This is a genomic window from Alcaligenes sp. 1735tsa3, assembly GCF_024134565.1.
Lineage (GTDB): Bacteria > Pseudomonadota > Gammaproteobacteria > Burkholderiales > Burkholderiaceae_B > Alcaligenes > Alcaligenes phenolicus.
In genome coordinates this window covers 253352-268967 of record NZ_CP099862.1, presented here as the reverse complement: position 1 = coordinate 268967, position 15616 = coordinate 253352, and the positions used below count along the sequence as shown (strand labels likewise).

General features: G+C 58.5%; 15 protein-coding genes. 9 read left to right on the top strand and 6 right to left on the bottom strand.

The genetic code is table 11. The features are described 5' to 3' along the window. Window positions 1-59: 59 nt before the first annotated feature. From NIZ92_RS01195 to NIZ92_RS01170, 6 genes are all read left to right on the top strand, one after another. The gene (locus tag NIZ92_RS01195) at window positions 60-1106 is read left to right on the top strand and encodes a TRAP transporter substrate-binding protein (protein WP_009460120.1); all 1047 of its coding nucleotides are present in this window, start codon (window positions 60-62) and stop codon (window positions 1104-1106) included. Between the two features lie 91 nt (window positions 1107-1197). Then, window positions 1198-1818 carry a TRAP transporter small permease subunit gene (locus NIZ92_RS01190; protein WP_009460121.1) on the top strand — a complete coding sequence of 207 codons (621 nt, stop codon included), beginning with the start codon at window positions 1198-1200 and terminating at the stop codon, window positions 1816-1818. Beyond that, entirely contained in the window at window positions 1815-3098 is a 1284-nt protein-coding gene (locus NIZ92_RS01185) for a TRAP transporter large permease (RefSeq protein WP_035268536.1), read from the top strand. Before NIZ92_RS01190 ends, NIZ92_RS01185 begins: the two co-directional genes overlap by 4 nt. A 33-nt stretch (window positions 3099-3131) precedes the next feature. Further along, entirely contained in the window at window positions 3132-3815 is a 684-nt protein-coding gene (locus tag NIZ92_RS01180; protein ID WP_009460123.1) for a DUF2848 domain-containing protein, read from the top strand. Between the two features lie 42 nt (window positions 3816-3857). Continuing rightward, a complete protein-coding gene (locus NIZ92_RS01175) occupies window positions 3858-5213 on the top strand; it encodes an amidase (RefSeq protein WP_042484585.1) in 1356 nt (451 codons plus the stop codon). 70 nt (window positions 5214-5283) lie between these two features. Beyond that, window positions 5284-6219 (top strand): DMT family transporter, encoded by a 936-nt coding sequence (locus tag NIZ92_RS01170; protein WP_060186528.1) that lies wholly within the window; start codon window positions 5284-5286, stop codon window positions 6217-6219. Between the two features lie 16 nt (window positions 6220-6235). Here the strand turns inward: NIZ92_RS01170 and fmt are convergent, their stop codons facing one another. Further along, the gene (gene fmt / locus NIZ92_RS01165; protein WP_009460126.1) at window positions 6236-7177 is read right to left on the bottom strand and encodes a methionyl-tRNA formyltransferase; all 942 of its coding nucleotides are present in this window, start codon (window positions 7175-7177) and stop codon (window positions 6236-6238) included. 5 nt (window positions 7178-7182) lie between these two features. After that, window positions 7183-7701 (bottom strand): peptide deformylase, encoded by a 519-nt coding sequence (def, locus tag NIZ92_RS01160; protein ID WP_009460127.1) that lies wholly within the window; start codon window positions 7699-7701, stop codon window positions 7183-7185. A 168-nt stretch (window positions 7702-7869) separates the two neighbouring features. Here def and dprA point away from each other — a divergent pair, with 168 nt between their 5' ends. The 3 genes from dprA to NIZ92_RS01145 all read left to right on the top strand — a co-directional run bounded on the left by dprA (window position 7870) and on the right by NIZ92_RS01145 (window position 10518). Next, window positions 7870-9024, top strand: a complete 1155-nt coding sequence (gene dprA / locus NIZ92_RS01155; RefSeq protein ID WP_254002559.1) for a DNA-processing protein DprA — start codon at window positions 7870-7872, stop codon at window positions 9022-9024. A 106-nt stretch (window positions 9025-9130) separates the two neighbouring features. After that, on the top strand, window positions 9131-10051 hold the full coding sequence (locus NIZ92_RS01150; protein ID WP_254002558.1) for a hydroxymethylglutaryl-CoA lyase: 921 nt from the start codon (window positions 9131-9133) through the stop codon (window positions 10049-10051). Beyond that, a complete protein-coding gene (locus tag NIZ92_RS01145; protein WP_083055264.1) occupies window positions 10051-10518 on the top strand; it encodes a hypothetical protein in 468 nt (155 codons plus the stop codon). The genes NIZ92_RS01150 and NIZ92_RS01145 overlap by 1 nt, the downstream gene beginning before the upstream one ends. 250 nt (window positions 10519-10768) lie before the next feature. Here NIZ92_RS01145 and NIZ92_RS01140 read toward each other — a convergent pair whose 3' ends face one another. The 4 genes from NIZ92_RS01140 to NIZ92_RS01125 all read right to left on the bottom strand — a co-directional run bounded on the left by NIZ92_RS01140 (window position 10769) and on the right by NIZ92_RS01125 (window position 15612). Next, window positions 10769-11746, bottom strand: coding sequence for an amino acid ABC transporter substrate-binding protein (locus NIZ92_RS01140; protein ID WP_250757277.1), 978 nt, complete (start codon window positions 11744-11746; stop codon window positions 10769-10771). Between the two features lie 128 nt (window positions 11747-11874). Next, window positions 11875-13155: a phenylacetate--CoA ligase family protein gene (locus NIZ92_RS01135; RefSeq protein WP_254002557.1), complete on the bottom strand. Its 1281-nt coding sequence runs from the start codon at window positions 13153-13155 to the stop codon at window positions 11875-11877. A gap of 253 nt (window positions 13156-13408) precedes the next feature. Continuing rightward, the gene (locus NIZ92_RS01130; RefSeq protein WP_021447096.1) at window positions 13409-14242 is read right to left on the bottom strand and encodes an ABC transporter ATP-binding protein; all 834 of its coding nucleotides are present in this window, start codon (window positions 14240-14242) and stop codon (window positions 13409-13411) included. A gap of 50 nt (window positions 14243-14292) precedes the next feature. Continuing rightward, window positions 14293-15612: an ABC transporter substrate-binding protein gene (locus NIZ92_RS01125; protein WP_031232792.1), complete on the bottom strand. Its 1320-nt coding sequence runs from the start codon at window positions 15610-15612 to the stop codon at window positions 14293-14295. Between the last annotated feature and the right edge of the window lie 4 nt (window positions 15613-15616).

The window sequence follows — 15616 nt, the reverse complement described above, 5'->3', positions numbered from 1 at the left end:
TGACAACAAGGGCGCGCACTCTATCAACCATACAGCTGGACCGCTATTAGGAGCACCTTATGAAAAAAATCGTACTGACCTCCCTGGCTTTGGGCTCGCTGGCCCTGGGCTCTGCTGCCATGGCCCAGGAACTGCCCAAGACTTCTTTGAAAGTTGTCGGTGGCTTGAGCAACCTGACCGCCTACCAGAACACCGAGCAGCCCTTCTGGACCAAGAAAGTACCTGAGCTGTCCGGCGGCCAGATCACGGCCGATATCAAGGGCTTTAACGACATGGGCCTGAAAGGTCCTGAAATCATGCGCTTGATCAGCCAAGGTGTGATTCCTTTCGGTACCGCCACCCTGGCTTACTTTGCCAGCGACAACTCCATTAACGAAGCGATCGACCTGGCTGGTCTGGCTCCCGATATTGAAGTGGCCAAGAAGCTGACCGACGCGTTCACTCCCGCCTACGAACAGTTCTACGCCAAGAGCAACGTCAAGGTTCTGGGCTTTTCCACCTACCCCGCCCAAGTTCTGTTTTGCAATGGCAACTTCAATGGCCTGAGCGACCTGAAAGGCAAGAAGGTGCGTACCAGCAGCCGTACTCAGGCTGAATTCGTTCAGGCTCTGGGCGGCAACAGCGTAACCATCCCATTTGGTGAAGTGGTTCCTGCCCTGCAAAACGGTGTGGTCGATTGCGCCATTACCGGCTCCATGTCCGGCTACTCGGCCAAGTGGTACGAAGTCAGCTCCAAGCTGTACGAAATGCCCATCAACTGGAACCAGCAGATTCACGCAGCCAACCTGGGCACCTGGAACAAGCTGGACCCCAAAGTTCAAGAGTTCCTGGCCAGCAACATCAAGGCCATGACCGAAGAAATCTGGGTTGCCGCTGCCAAGGAAACACAGGAAGGCTATGACTGCAACACGGGCGCCGACGCTTGCACGCAGCCCGTCAAAGGCAAGATGACTCTGGTCAAGCCTACCGACGCTGACCGTGAACTGCTCAAGAAAGTCATGAGCGAGACCGTGGTTCCCAAGTGGGCCGAGCGTAGCGCCGCCGACACCGTGGCTGCATTCAACACCAGCCTGAGCCCGATCCTGGGCTTCGAAGCCAAGAAGTAAATCTGTACGTCCTGCCTGCCACCAGACTCACGGTGGCAGGCTGCCTGTACCCCAGGCCCCTCCCTCCTAGACCCTGTACGGGGTAGACATCATGGAAAATACCGAAAAATTCGCCATGCTGAACCGTTTGCTGTCCGCCGCCACATCCCTGTCGCGCGTCGCCATCTGGTTCGCAGGCAGCCTGACATTGATCAGCGCCCTCTACATCACCGCGGACGTCCTGTTCCGCAAATTCAGTGGCAGCTCTCTGGGCGGCTCGGATGAACTGTCCGGCTATGCCTTTGCCATCAGCATTTCATGGGCACTGTCCTTTGCCACCCTGCAACGGGCCAATATCCGTATCGACGCCATCTACCAGCACTTACCTGTTCGTCTGGCTGCCCTGCTGGACTGGATTGCTCTGGTGGCCCTGTCTGTTTTCATTGTCTACCTGACCTTGTACGCCACCGACGTGGCCGGCCTGTCCTGGACCAACCAGTCCACCGCCAACACCGCCATGGGCACTCCCTTGTGGATTCCCCAGTTCCTGTGGGTGGGCGGCCTGATCTGGTTGTGCGTCGTTCTGGCCTTGATGCTGCTGCGCTCCAGCCTGGCCCTGATTACAGGTGACCTGGCCGGTATCCAATCCCTGTGCGGTATCCGCAGCACCCAGGAAGAAGCCTCTGAAGAAGCCGAGGCTGGCAAACGCATGGTGCAAGGAGACGCCAAATGATTACAACCGCACTGACTCTCTTGCTCGTTCTGATCGGACTGAGCATTCCCGTGGGCGCTGCCCTGGGTGTTTTGGGCCTGATTCTGGACCCGCTGTACTCCATGCTGCCCCTGACTGGCGCATTGGGTGAAATTTCCTGGGGCACCAGCAACGAATTCCTGCTGGTGGCCATTCCCCTGTTCATCATGCTGGGCGAGATCCTGCTGCGCTCGGGCATGGCTGAACGGATGTACAACGCCATGAGCCTGTGGCTGTCCTGGCTACCCGGCGGCCTGATGCACGCCAACATTGGTGCCAGCGCCCTGTTTGCCGCCACCTCCGGTTCCAGCGTGGCCACTGCTGCCACCGTGGGCACCGTGGCCCTGCCGCAAATCAAGAAACAAGGCTATAACGAGCCTCTGTTCCTGGGTAGTCTGGCGGCTGGCGGTACCTTGGGCATTCTGATTCCGCCTTCGATCAACCTGGTGATCTACGGCGTACTGACCAATACTTCGGTGCCCAAGCTGTACCTGGCCGGCATCATCCCCGGTTTGGGCATGGCCTTGCTGTTCATGTTGGCAATTGCTGCTGCATGTATGGTCAAACCCAAATGGGGCGGTGCGAAGATCAAGGCCTCCTGGGGCCAGCGTTTTGCCAGCCTGGTGCATCTGGTTCCACCACTGGGTATTTTCCTGCTGGTCGTGGGCTCGATTTACGCCGGGATTGCCACCCCAACGGAGGCTGCTGCCCTGGGTGTGGTCGGTGCCTTGATTCTGGCTGCCTTCTCGGGCCGTATGAGCTGGAACATGATCAAGGAAGTGCTGGAAGGCACCATGAAAGCCACCGCCATGATCATGCTGATCGTGATCGGTTCGGCCTTCCTGAACTTTGTCATGGCCGCCACCGGCCTGACCAACGCACTGACCGATGCCATCACGGGCCTGGGTGTCTCGCCCATGGTCATGCTGCTGATCATTGTGGTGTTCTACCTGGTGCTGGGCTGCTTCATGGAAACCCTGTCCATGATGATCACCACCATCCCTATCGTGGCTCCCATCATGATCGCCCTGGGCTTTGATCCGGTGTGGCTGGGTATTGCCATCATCATTCTGGTGGAAGTGGCGCTGATCACTCCGCCGGTTGGTCTGAACCTGTTTGTGGTCCAGAGCCTGCGCAAGAGCGGCAGCATGAATGACGTCATGATTGGCAGCCTGCCCTTTGTGATCATGCTGCTGGCCATGGTGGGCCTGCTGGCTATCTTCCCGGATCTGGCTTTGTGGCTGCCACGCCTGTTCGGTTAATCCCAATCTGTCTTTGAGTAAACGAGTACTGCTATGCGTTTGACCTTTGAACTGGCCCAGGCCACCCACACTGAAATCATCGAAGCTGATTTGCAGCACTGCATCGTGGCCGGCTGGGCTGGCCGCGATCTGGCTGCCATCGAGCACCACATTGAAGAGCTGGCCGAACTGGGCGTACCACGCCCTAGCTCGGTGCCTTTGTACTACCGCATCGCCGCCAACCAGATGATCCAGGATGCCGACATCCAGGTCGTGGGCTCCGGTTCGTCCGGCGAGACCGAAGTGTTTGTGTTCAACCACCAGGGCCGCCTGCTGGTCAGCCTGGCCTCGGACCACACGGACCGCGTGCTGGAAGCCCACAGCGTGGCCCTGTCCAAGCAGATCTGCGCCAAGCCCGTTGCCCGCGAAGCCTGGTTGTTCAGCGATGTGGCCGACTACTGGGACGAGCTGATCATCCGCGCCTACATTCAGGAAGACGGCAAGGAAGTCCTGTACCAGGATGGTCCCTTGTCCACCCTGAAGAACCCGCTGGAGCTGATCGAAGGCTACTTCCAGTCCACCACCATGCCTGAAGGCTTTGGCATGACCTGCGGTACCGTGGGTGCCATTGGTGGCATTCGCCCTGCCACCCAGTTCACCATGGAACTGTATGACCCCCGCCGCGAACGCAGCATCCGTCATACCTACGTAACCGAAATCCTGCCTGAAGTAGCCTAAACTGGCCCAGCCCGCCCCACCCATTTATTTTGCGAGTGACCCATGCTAGCGACTATTACCGAACTGCAACGTGCTCTTGATCGTGGCGAAACCACCTCGGTCGAACTGACCCAGCAAGCCCTGGACCGTATCCAGGACGAAAGCCGTGACGGCGCTGCCACGTTCATCGAAGTGTTTGCTGAACAGGCTCTGGCCGCCGCCAAGGCCTCCGACATTTTGCGCGCTGCCGGTTTGAGCCGCTCGCTGGTTGAAGGTCTGCCCATGTCGGTCAAGAATCTGCATGACATCGCAGGCTACATCACTCTGGGTGGGTCGGCTGTACTGAAAGACGCCGAACCGGCCGAACAGAACGCCACCATTGTGGAGCGCCTGCTGCGCGCCGGTGCCATTCTGATCGGCTCCACCAATATGACCGAGTTTGCCTTCTCCGGTCTGGGCATCAACCCCCACTACGGTACGCCTCGTTCCGTTTGGGACCGTGACAATGCCCGCATCCCGGGTGGTTCGTCCTCCGGCGCCGGCGTGGCCGTCGCTCAAGGCATGTCGGTTTTCTCCATTGGTACCGACACGGGCGGCTCCATCCGTATCCCTTCGGCCTTTAACGGCCTGACCGGTTTCAAACCCACCGCCGAGCGCGTTCCCAGCGAAGGCACCATGCCTTTGTCGCGCAGCCTGGACTCCAATGGCCCTCTGGCTGCCTCGGTAGAGTGTTGCGCCATTGTGGACTCCATCCTGACCGACCAGCCTTATGTGCCCGTGGCAACACCTGCCCTGGACACCTTGCGTCTGGCTGTGCCCAAGACCTTTGTGTTTGACGGCATTGATGAAACCGTGCGCGCCGCCTTTGACCGTGCCATCGCCCTGCTGCGTGAGCAAGGTGCTGTGGTTGAGGAAATCAACTTGCCCGAGTTTGACCAACTGCCGCAAATCAACCGCAAAGGCGGCTTTGTCTGCGCCGAAGCCTGGTCCGTGCACCGCGACACCCTGCAAAGCAAGGGCGAGCAATATGACCCACGCGTGGCCTCCCGCATCCTGCGCGGCAAGGACATCGATTGCGCCGACTACATCGAACTGCAAGACACCCGCCAGGCCTGGATCAGCGCGGTGGAAAGCCGTCTGGAGCGCTACGACGCCGTCCTGATGCCTACCGTGCCCGTTGTCGCTCCCCGCATTGCCGATCTGAAAGAGTCGGACGACGTCTACTTCGCCACTAACGGCCTGGTCCTGCGCAACCCCACCCTGATCAACTTCCTGGACGGCTGCGCCCTGTCGCTGCCTTGTCATGCCGCTGATGAAGCCCCTGTGGGCCTGATGGTGGCAGCCCCTGCCTACCACGACGAACATCTGCTGGCAGTAGGTTCAGCAATCGAACGGGTATTACCCCTGCGCAAACGCTAATCCAGTAAGATTTACGTTCCTTCCAGGACGGCCATCCGGCCGTCCTTGTGCTTTTCGTCAGGAGCCTGTCATGAGCACACCCCAGTCCTCCTCCTTGCCCCAGACCCTGACGCCCACGGTCTTTCCCTTGGCGGGGGTGCTCATTCTGATTCTGTCTTCCTGGGCCCTGTCGGGTCTGGATGCCAGCGGCAAATGGATCATGGGCTTTGGCGTGCCCCTGCTGGTGATGTGCTGGTTTCGCTACGTCATCCATCTGGGATTAGTGCTGGCGCTGGTCTTGCCGGTCAAGGGCCGCAAGATCCTGCGCAGCTCCCGCCCCAAAGCACAAATTCTGCGTGGCACAGTGATGATGCTGTCCACCTTCTCGTTTTTCAACGCCTTGAGCTATCTGCCTCAAGCCGAAGCCACCTCCATCAACTTTCTGGCCCCTTTGCTGGTGCTGTCTGTTGCCCCCTGGATTCTGAAAGAGCCACCGCGCATCAGTCGCTGGGTAGCTGCCGGGGTCGGCTTTCTGGGCGTGCTGATCATCATCCGGCCTACCGCTGGCCTGCACCCAATAGGGGTGCTGTTTGGCTTGATGACCGCCTGTCTGTTCGCCACGCAATTTATCGCAACACGTCGCGTGGCTGTGGACAATTCGCTAACCACCCTGATCTGGAGCGGTGCAGTCGGCAGCATCTGCCTGACCATTGCCTTACCCTTTTTACTGCCCGCCGCCCTGCCTGCCTTAAAAGAGCTGAGCTTTTTCCAATGGTTGATTCTGATTTCGACCGGGCTGTGGGGTTGTCTGGGCCATCTGCTGCAAATCCAGGCCTATCAACGCGCCTCGGCGTCTTTGCTGGCCCCGTTTGTGTATCTGCAAATTGTGGCCGCAGCCGCGCTGGGATGGCTGATCTGGGGTCAGTTCCCGGATGTCTTTACCTGGATCGGGATTGCCGTGGTGTGTACCAGCGGCATTGTGATTGGGACTCTGGAGTGGCGGCGCCAGAACAGGTCTGGCGCCTGAGTCCAGGCGGCAAGGCTTAGCGAGACTGCCAGCCCTGCACAAAGACGGCGACGGGCTGACGCTTGGAACCGGCTTTTTGCAGCTCCAGCAAACGCAACACACCTTCACCGCAAGCCACGTCAATGCCTTGGGCACTGACGTTCAGAACCTGACCAGGTTCTGCTGAATGCTTCTGCTCTAGCGCCTGAGCGCGCCAAACCTTCACGGGCTGCTCCAAACCGGGCAGGGACAGGGTGGAGCCAGGCACTGGGTCAAACGCGCGAATACGGCGCTCCAGCTCCTTGGCCGGTTGGCCTAACTCCAGCACTGATTCGGCCTTGGACAGTTTCTCGGCGTAGGTCACGCCTTCTTCTGGCTGGGGAGTCGCCTGCAAGGTGCCATCACGCACTTGCTGCAAGGCTTCCAGCAAGGCCTGTGCACCTAGCTGCGCCAAATCGTCATGCAGGGTTGCGGCACTGTGATCATCACGAATCGCCAGCTCGCTGCGCACCAGCATATCGCCGGTATCCAGGCCTTCATCCATCTGCATGATGGTAATGCCCGTGGCCGCATCACCCGCCTGAATCGCACGCTGAATCGGTGCCGCACCGCGCCAACGAGGCAAGAGGCTGGCATGAATATTGAAGCAACCATAGCGCGGCAGCTCCAAAGTCCACTTGGGCAAAATCAGGCCGTAGGCTGCCACCACCATCAGATCCGGCTGTAAATCCAGCAAGGTCTGGCGGGCCTGGGCTGCTTCCTCGGGATACTTGCCATCCAGACGCAAGCTGTGCGGCTGCAGCACCGGGATATTAGCGTTCACAGCGGCTTGCTTGACCGGGCTGGGACTGAGCTTCATGCCACGGCCAGCTGGACGGTCTGGCTGCGTCATGACCAAAGGAACATCAAAGCCCTGCGCTAACAGGGCTTCCAGGGCGATACGGGCAAAATCCGGGGTGCCGGCAAAAACAATACGCATGGCGACTATTGCCCTGCCTTCAGTGCTTCACGCTGCTGCTTGCGCAGACGGCTGCGGATACGCTCACGCTTGAGCACGGACAGGTACTCCACAAACACCTTGCCATCCAGGTGGTCCAGTTCATGCTGAACACACACGGCCAACAGGCCATCGGCTTCTTTCTCGTACCACTCGCCTTTTTCATTCTGGGCCTTGAAGCGAATATTGGCGGCGCGCTCAACCTTGTCGTAGGTATCAGGTACAGACAGGCAGCCTTCTTCGTAAACCTTCAGCTCTTCGCTTTTCCAGGTGATCTCAGGGTTGATCAGCACCAGCAATTCATTGCCGCTTTCCGATACGTCAATGACCACCACGCGCTCGTGCACGTCAACCTGCGTCGCGGCCAGCCCTACGCCGGGCGCGTCATACATGGTCTCGGCCATATCCTTGACCAGTTTGCGAATGCGGTCGTCGACCTCCTGCACGGGTTTGGCAACCGTGTGCAGACGTGGGTCAGGAAATTTAAGGATAGGAAGCAAAGCCATTGTCATGTCCGAAGAAAAAGCGATAAGTCGATATAATAAAACAAGTTTCAGGGCGGCACCCGATTGCCCCGGCAGCATATGAAGCCCTAGCCCACAAAGCGGCAGTCACACTGGATACAAACGTCCGGGCCACACAGAACAAAGATCGGTTTCGTGCCACACTACCTTATGCCTGATCATTTTAGCTCGGATGAAATCTCGGAAGAATTGCGTGCCTGGTTGCGCCTGTCGCTGGAGCCAGAGCTTGCGCCCGCCCAGGCCCGGCAATTGCTGGCTGCCTGTGGGCTGCCACCGCAAATCTATCAAAGCTCGGTTCAAACCCTGTCACGTCATATTCCGGCCGAACTGGCTGTGCAATTAAGCCAGGAACCACTGGACGAGCTGCAGGCGCAGATTGAACAAGCGGTGACATGGCTCAAGCAAGCCAATCACCATATCGTGACGCTGGCGGACCCCACCTATCCCGCCTCCTTGCTGGACCTGCACGACCCACCTTTGCTGTTATATGCCAACGGCGATCTGGGAGCCTTGCAACGCAAAGGACTGGCTATTGTGGGCGCCCGCAATGCCACCCAATCCGGCCAGGAAATCGCGACAGATTTTGCAGCTACTCTGGCAGCCAGGGGTTGGTGCATTATCAGCGGCCTAGCCAGCGGCATCGACCAGGCGGCACACAAAGGGGCGTTAAAAGCCGGCCCTTCTGCCGCAGGCACTATTGCCGTTATGGGGACGGGGCTGGACCTGGTCTACCCGGCAGCACACCGCGATCTGGCTCATCAGATCAGCGCTCACGGTCTCTTGCTGAGCGAGTTTCCTTTGGGCACCCGGGCCATGCCCCATCACTTCCCACGCCGTAATCGCATTGTGGCTGCCTTGGCCAAAGGCGTACTGGTGGTTGAAGCGGCCAAACAAAGTGGCTCCCTGATCACGGCCCGTCTGGCCGGAGAATTAGGCCGAGAAGTTTTTGCCATTCCCGGCTCCATTCACTCCCCTTTGGCTCGCGGCTGCCATGCCTTGATACGCCAAGGCGCCAAACTGGTGGAAAGCGCCCAGGATATTCTGGACGAACTGGGCAATGTGCAAGGCGACTTCAATCTGGATAGGGCTCCACAAACTGGTTCAAAACCCAATCCTTATGAAGCCTTGCCCGAGGAATTGCGCCCTATTCTGGAGCGTATCGATTTTGCGCCCCTCAGCCCCGAACAGCTGATGCGACGCACAGGCCTGCTGGCGACCGAACTGCCCGCCGTTCTGGCTGAACTGGAGCTGGCAGGCTGCATCGAGCCCCTGGCAGACGGACGCTTTCAACGCTTGAAACCTTAAAGACCATAGGGCAGTTCCTAGGACGCCAGCCCTGGCCTTCAAGAGGTATCATGACGATTACGTAAGGGCCTTCCAGCCCCAGCCATCTACCCCTTCAGGAAACTTCATGTCATACCCATCGCGCGTCAAGATTGTGGAGGTCGGCCCTCGGGACGGCTTGCAGAACGAAAAAGAATTCATCCCCACCGACATCAAGGTCGAACTGGTCAACCGCTTGTCCCACGCCGGTTTTGTGAACGTGGAAGCCGCTTCCTTTGTCTCGCCCAAATGGGTGCCACAAATGGCGGACGGTGCGGATGTAATGGCCACTATCGACCGACGCCCCGGTACGATTTATTCGGTTCTGACACCTAATATGCGTGGTTTTGAAGGTGCCCTGGCCGCCAAGGCTGACGAAATAGTGATCTTTGCCGCCGCCAGTGAGGCATTTTCCCAGCGCAATATCAATTGCAGCATCGAAGAATCGCTGGAGCGCTTTGCCCCGGTTGCCCAGGCTGCCAAAGAAGCCGGTTTGCGTCTGCGCGGCTCCATCAGCTGTTCTTTCGGCTGTCCCTATGAAGGCGCTGTGGCTCCCTCCAATGTGCTGAAAGTGGGCAAACGCCTGATCGAATTGGGCTGTGACGAGATCGATGTGGCCGACACCATCGGCGTAGGCACGGCCCGCCAGGTGTATGACGTCATGCGCATGGTAACCGAGCACATTGACCCGGCTCATGTGTCCGGCCACTTCCACGATACCTACGGCCAGGCCATCGCCAATATCGTTGCTTCCATGCAGGCTGGCATTCATATTTTCCACAGTTCCGTGGCCGGTCTGGGCGGCTGCCCCTACGCCAAGGGGGCAACCGGCAACGTCGCCACTGAAGACGTTCTGTTCCTGATGCAAGGCCTGGATATTGAAACCGGCATTGATCTGAACGCCGTGGTAGACACGGGGCAATGGATTTCGGCTCATTTGAAGCGCAAATCGGCCAGCAACGCCGGTAACGCTCTGGCCGCCCGCAAGCAAGGGGCCGCCGCGTGCTGATGAGCCAAGCTCCCTCGAAAGAGGAAATTGATGCCATGTTGAAGGATCTGGGCTCGCTTCCCATTCAAGGCCGTTCCTGGCCCAAATGGGTAGCAGCCAGCGCCTGGATTGTGCTGGCCCTGATCGGCGTGCGTTTCGCGCTGGTGGCCAGCTCCCCACAAGGGGCCGCCATCAGCCCCGTCCTGGCGGGCTGCCTGGTCCTGCTGTTTACCGGCCTGATTCTGATTGCCTGGCACATGTGGCACGGCGTCACCACGATTGACCAGAATGGCATACGCCAGAACTGGATCATGAAACGGGAGGTGCAATGGCAGGATATTCACTTTGCCAAATTTGTACCTCTATTCAACTCAAAGCGCCTGATCTGCTTTACCCGGCGTGGCCGCCCTGTGATTTTTCAGGGTGCCACACAGGATCTGCAAGTGGCCTTTGCCAAGATTTCGCTGGTATTGCGGCGCAAGAGCTAAGTCTCTCTGTTTGCCCCATACGGCTAACCATATGGGGATAAACCGAGAACCGTACGTTGCAGTTAAGCAGCCTATCTATCGCCGTGTTCCAATACACGGCGATACATACACCAAGGGTTCAGGGCAGCCCATATCGCCAGGGGGCAAAAAGCACAAAGCTCATCAACGTCATAACCCCCAGATCGATCAGTCAATAAAAAAGCAGCCCTCAAAGAGAGCTGCTTTTTGCATATCGCGAATCCCGAAAGGATTAACGAATCGGCAGACCGTAGATCAGGCCACCGTCGATCCACAAGGCGTTCAGGCCACGTTCGATTTGCAGCGGGCTGCCTTTACCCACGTTGCGCTCGAAGGACTCACCGTAGTTACCAACTTGCTTGATGATGTTGTAAGCCCATTTCTCGTCCAGGCCCAGGTTTTTACCGGCACCGGGAGTCACGCCCAGCAAACGCTGGATATTGGGGTTGTTGCTCTTGAGCTTCTCGTCCACGTTGGCAGCGGTCACACCCAGTTCTTCGGCGTTGAAGCTGGCCTGAATGGACCATTTCACAATGTTCAGCCAAGCATCATCACCCTGACGGACGAATGGGCCCAGTGGCTCTTTGGAAATGATTTCAGGCAGTACCAGGTAATCGTCCGGGTTCTCCATTTTGGAGATACGGATCGACGCCAGACCGGAAGCGTCGGTAGAGAACACGTCACAGCGGCCAGCCACGAAAGCGTTAACCACTTCGTTGAACTGTTCGATCACTACAGGCTTGTACTCAACCTTGTTGGCACGGGCCCAGTCAGCCATGGTGTTTTCGTTGGACGTGCCAGTCTGCATACAAACCGTGGCACCGTTCAATTCCTTGGCGCTGGATACGCCCAGTTTCTTGGACACCAAAAAGCCCTGGCCGTCGTAGAAGTTGATACCGGCGTGGATAGCACCGACAGCGGTGTCACGCTGCTGGGTCACGGTGGTGTTACGGGCCAACAGATCAATCTCACCGGACTGCAGGGCCGTAAAGCGCTGCTGCGAGTTCAAGGGTACAGCCTTGAATTTGCTGGCGTCCCCCAGGGTGGCGGCGGCTACCGAGCGACACACATCGATATCCAGCCCCGTCCACGTGCCCTTATCATCAGGGGCAGAAAAACCGGCAAATCCGGTGGTCACACCACACAGCACATGACCGCGCTGTTTGACGTTGTCCAGGGTGTCGGCGTGGGCAGCAGGCATGCTGGCCATCAAGGCCAGGACTACAGCAGAAACTGGCACAAAGCGCATCGGGCTCTCCTCAAAGATATAGGTATTGACTATTTTCCAGCATAGTACCGCAGCCCGACTGCTACTTGTGTGCATATCTACATGGCTAATTAATCGTAGCTGCGTTGGTCCTCGATGACTTTACCATCCCGAGGCAAGGCTCCTGGCTCCATGAACTCCACCTGGGCACGCAGTTTGGTAATTTCACGAATCGAGTCGGCCAAAGCGTTTTCCAGACCTTCGGGCTTGGACGCGACTTCTACCTGGAACACCATCTGATCCTGGCCGCTGGCACCACGCACCACCAGGCGAGCCTGGCCCAGCTCCTTGTGACGCAGACGAATCTGCTCCACCTGCCCCGGATGCACAAACATGCCGCGCACCTTGGTCGTCTGGTCAGCACGCCCCATCCAGCCGCGAATGCGCTGGTTGGTACGACCGCAAGGAGACTGGCCGGGCATGACAGCAGACAAGTCTCCTGTCCCGAAACGCACCAGCGGATAGTCGGGGTTAAAGGAGGTCACGACCACCTCGCCCACTTCGCCCGGCGCAACCGGCTGGCCTGTACCAGGACGCACAATTTCCAGAATCAGGTTTTCATTGAGCACCAAGCCTTCGCGGGCCTGTGTCTCATAGGCAATCATGCCCAGATCAGCACTGCCGTAGGCCTGGTAGCCTGCCACGCCGTGCTCGCTGAACCACTTTTGCAAGGAAGGCGGATAGGCTTCGCCGGAGAACAAGGCCTTGCTCAGCCCTGGCAGAGCAATCTGCATGGACTGGGCTTTTTCCATGATGATCTTCAGAAAACTGGGTGTGCCGGTATAACCATGCGGGCGCAAATCGGCCATGGCCTGTACTTGCTGTTCGGTTTGACCCACGCCGCCTGGAAACACCGTGCAATCCAGGGCATGTGCGGCGGTCTCCATCATGGAGCCAGCCGGAGTGAAATGGTAGGAGAAGCAGTTGAAAATCAGTTCCTCGCGGCGAAAGCCAGCCGCGTACAGTGCGCGCGCAAAGCCCCAATAATCCGGGCGACGGCTTTCTGGCTCGTACATGGGACCGGGCGAGGCAAACACCTTGCGGGCCGCACCCCAGGCAATGGAGGAAAAGCCCCCGAATACGGACTGCGCGTAATCAGCCGATGGCCCGCCCGAGCGAGCCTGCTCACGTGCTTCCAGCTGAGCTTTCAGCAGCTCGCTTTTACGAAACACCGGAATGGCCAGCAGATCCTCGCGGCTGCGCACGGCGGCCAGATCAACCGAACCCAGTTGCTTGGCAATCGCAGGGGCCCCTTTTGCGGCCGCTTGCAAGACCTGCGGCAAACGGGACAGTAAATCGGCTTCGCGCTCGTCCGGCTCCAGGGTTTCGCGCTCGTCGTAATATTCGCTCATCTCTCCTCCAGTGGGATGAATTGGCATTCAAACACTCCCGCGCCCAGCCGACGTTCTGTCCGCAGACAGACAGGTGTCGATACCAAGCTCTGCTACCACACCCCGTGTAGCCAGAAGCTGCCCAAAACTAAAAACGTCAAAAGGGGTCAGGGCGGCACCTTGTGTGCATCCCGATCGGTGGCCTGCTCCTGTGCTGATCCTGCTGCTTTCAATACAGGCCAGGCCCTGCTGATACATTGGAAATCCTTGGGAGTTAAGCCAGCCAGCGCTTGCGTCGTCGATAAAATTTATTGTCGCGAAAGCTCTTGCGCTCGCCCCCGGACACACCCAGATAGAACTCCTTGACGTCTTCGTTCTCGGCCAAGGCCTGGGAGGGTCCATCCATCATGACGCGGCCGTTTTCCAGGATGTAGCCGTAGTCGGCATACTTCAGGGCCACGTTGGTGTTTTGCTCGGCCAGCAAGAAGCTGACGCGCTCGCGCTGATTCAGGTCACGCACGATCTCGAAAATTTCTTCCACCACCTGTGGTGCCAGGCCCATGGAGGGTTCATCCAGCAAGATCATGCCCGGGTCGGCCATCAAGGCACGGCCAATGGCACACATTTGCTGCTCCCCGCCCGAGGTATAGCCGGCCTGACTGGTACGGCGCTGCTTCAGACGCGGAAAATACTGGTACACCTTGTCCAGCTCGGCGCTCAGGTCACCGCGCGACAAGGAACGGGTATAGGCCCCGGTCAGCAAGTTCTCTTCAATGCTCAGGTGCGCAAAACAATGACGCCCCTCCATCACCTGCACCACGCCGCGCTTGACCAGATCCGCCGGAGTCAGCTGATCAATACGTTCGCCACGCAGATGGATCTGGCCTTTGGTCACATCGCCACGCTCTGCGCGCAGCAAGTTCGATACGGCCCGCAAGGTCGTGGTTTTACCGGCACCGTTGGCGCCCAGCAAGGCAACAATCCGCCCTTCTGGCACACGCAAGGACACGCCCTTGAGTACCAGAATGACGTGGTTGTAAATCACTTCGATGCCATTGACGTCCAACAAGATGGGCGTCTCATCCACTTGGCCTACGGTCTCACTCATAATCTTCCCCACGCAATGCAGTGCCCAGGGCGAACCCTGGGCGCCTGGGTTTAGCCTTCGCAGGTGCGAGGCGTAATTTTCTTCTCGGCGGCGTATTTAGCCGACATTTCCTTGACTAAAGGATCGACAAACTTCTTGTCGGACTGATACCAGTCGGACACGACGTCGAACTTGCTGCCGTCCCACTGCACAATACGGGCCCAGTCATCACCCATGTGGTTGTTGCACGAGGTTTTGACGGGACGCATGATGCCTTCAAAGCCCAGCTCTTTCAGGCGTGCTTCGTCCAGATTCAGGTTCTCGAAGCCCCAGCGCACTTGCTCGGGAGTCATGTGCTGACCTTTGCCGAACTTCTCTTGTGCGGTGCGGATAGCCTCAACCTGCATCATGGAGATCATCATGCCGCGAGTGTGAGCCAGCGTGCCGACGTACTTGTCACCGTTTTCAGCGCCTTTGCCTTTGGCGTGCATCTCGCGCACAGCGTCATGCACTGGACCGTCTCCGGCACTGTTGTGAATGGTGATGCCCTTGTAGCCCTTGGCGGTCTGGCCCAGATCGACCACATCGCTCTCGGAAGCTGCCCACCAGATGCCGTAGATCTTGTCGCGTGGGTAACCCACAGCCTGAGCTTCACGGATGGCGGTAGGCGTCATGATCCCGGCGCTCCACAGCAGGACGAAGTCAGGACGGTTCTTGCGCACTTGCAGCCAGGTGGATTTCTGTTCCACGCCAGGGGCGGTCACCGGGTACAGATCCAGCTTGAAGCCTTGTTCCTTGGCGCGTGCTTGCAACAGGGCGATAGGCTCCTTGCCGTACGGCGAGTCGTGATAAACCAGGGCAATGCGCTGGTCCTTCAGCTTGTCCTCGCCCACTTGCTTGGCGATGTCCTGGATCATGACGTCAGCCGCAGTCCAGTAGGTACCCAGCAGCGGGAAGTTCCACTCGAATACCGCACCGTTAGCCGAATGCGACAGGCCGTAGCCCATGGTCTCAATGGTCACGCCATCCACAAAGGCCTTGTCGGTCAGCGCGAACGTAATGCCCGTGGACTGGGTGTCAAAACCAGACGCCCCCCCGTTCTTGCCTTTCATGCGCTCGTAGCACTCTACGCCACGGTCGGTGGCGTACGCCGTTTCACACTCTTCGTATACCAGCTTGACGCCATTCACACCGCCGTCACGTTCATTGACCAGAGCCAGATAGTCCAGCTTGCCATCCGCCCATGGAATACCCAGTGGGGCGAAGGAGCCGGTGCGGTAGGTCAGCAAGGGAATGTACTGTTCCTCGGCTGCTACAGCGGCTGTACTCATGGTCAGCATTGCAGCGCAAGCACTCAAACCGAGCACAGCGCGTTTCAGTCGTGTTGTCATCTCC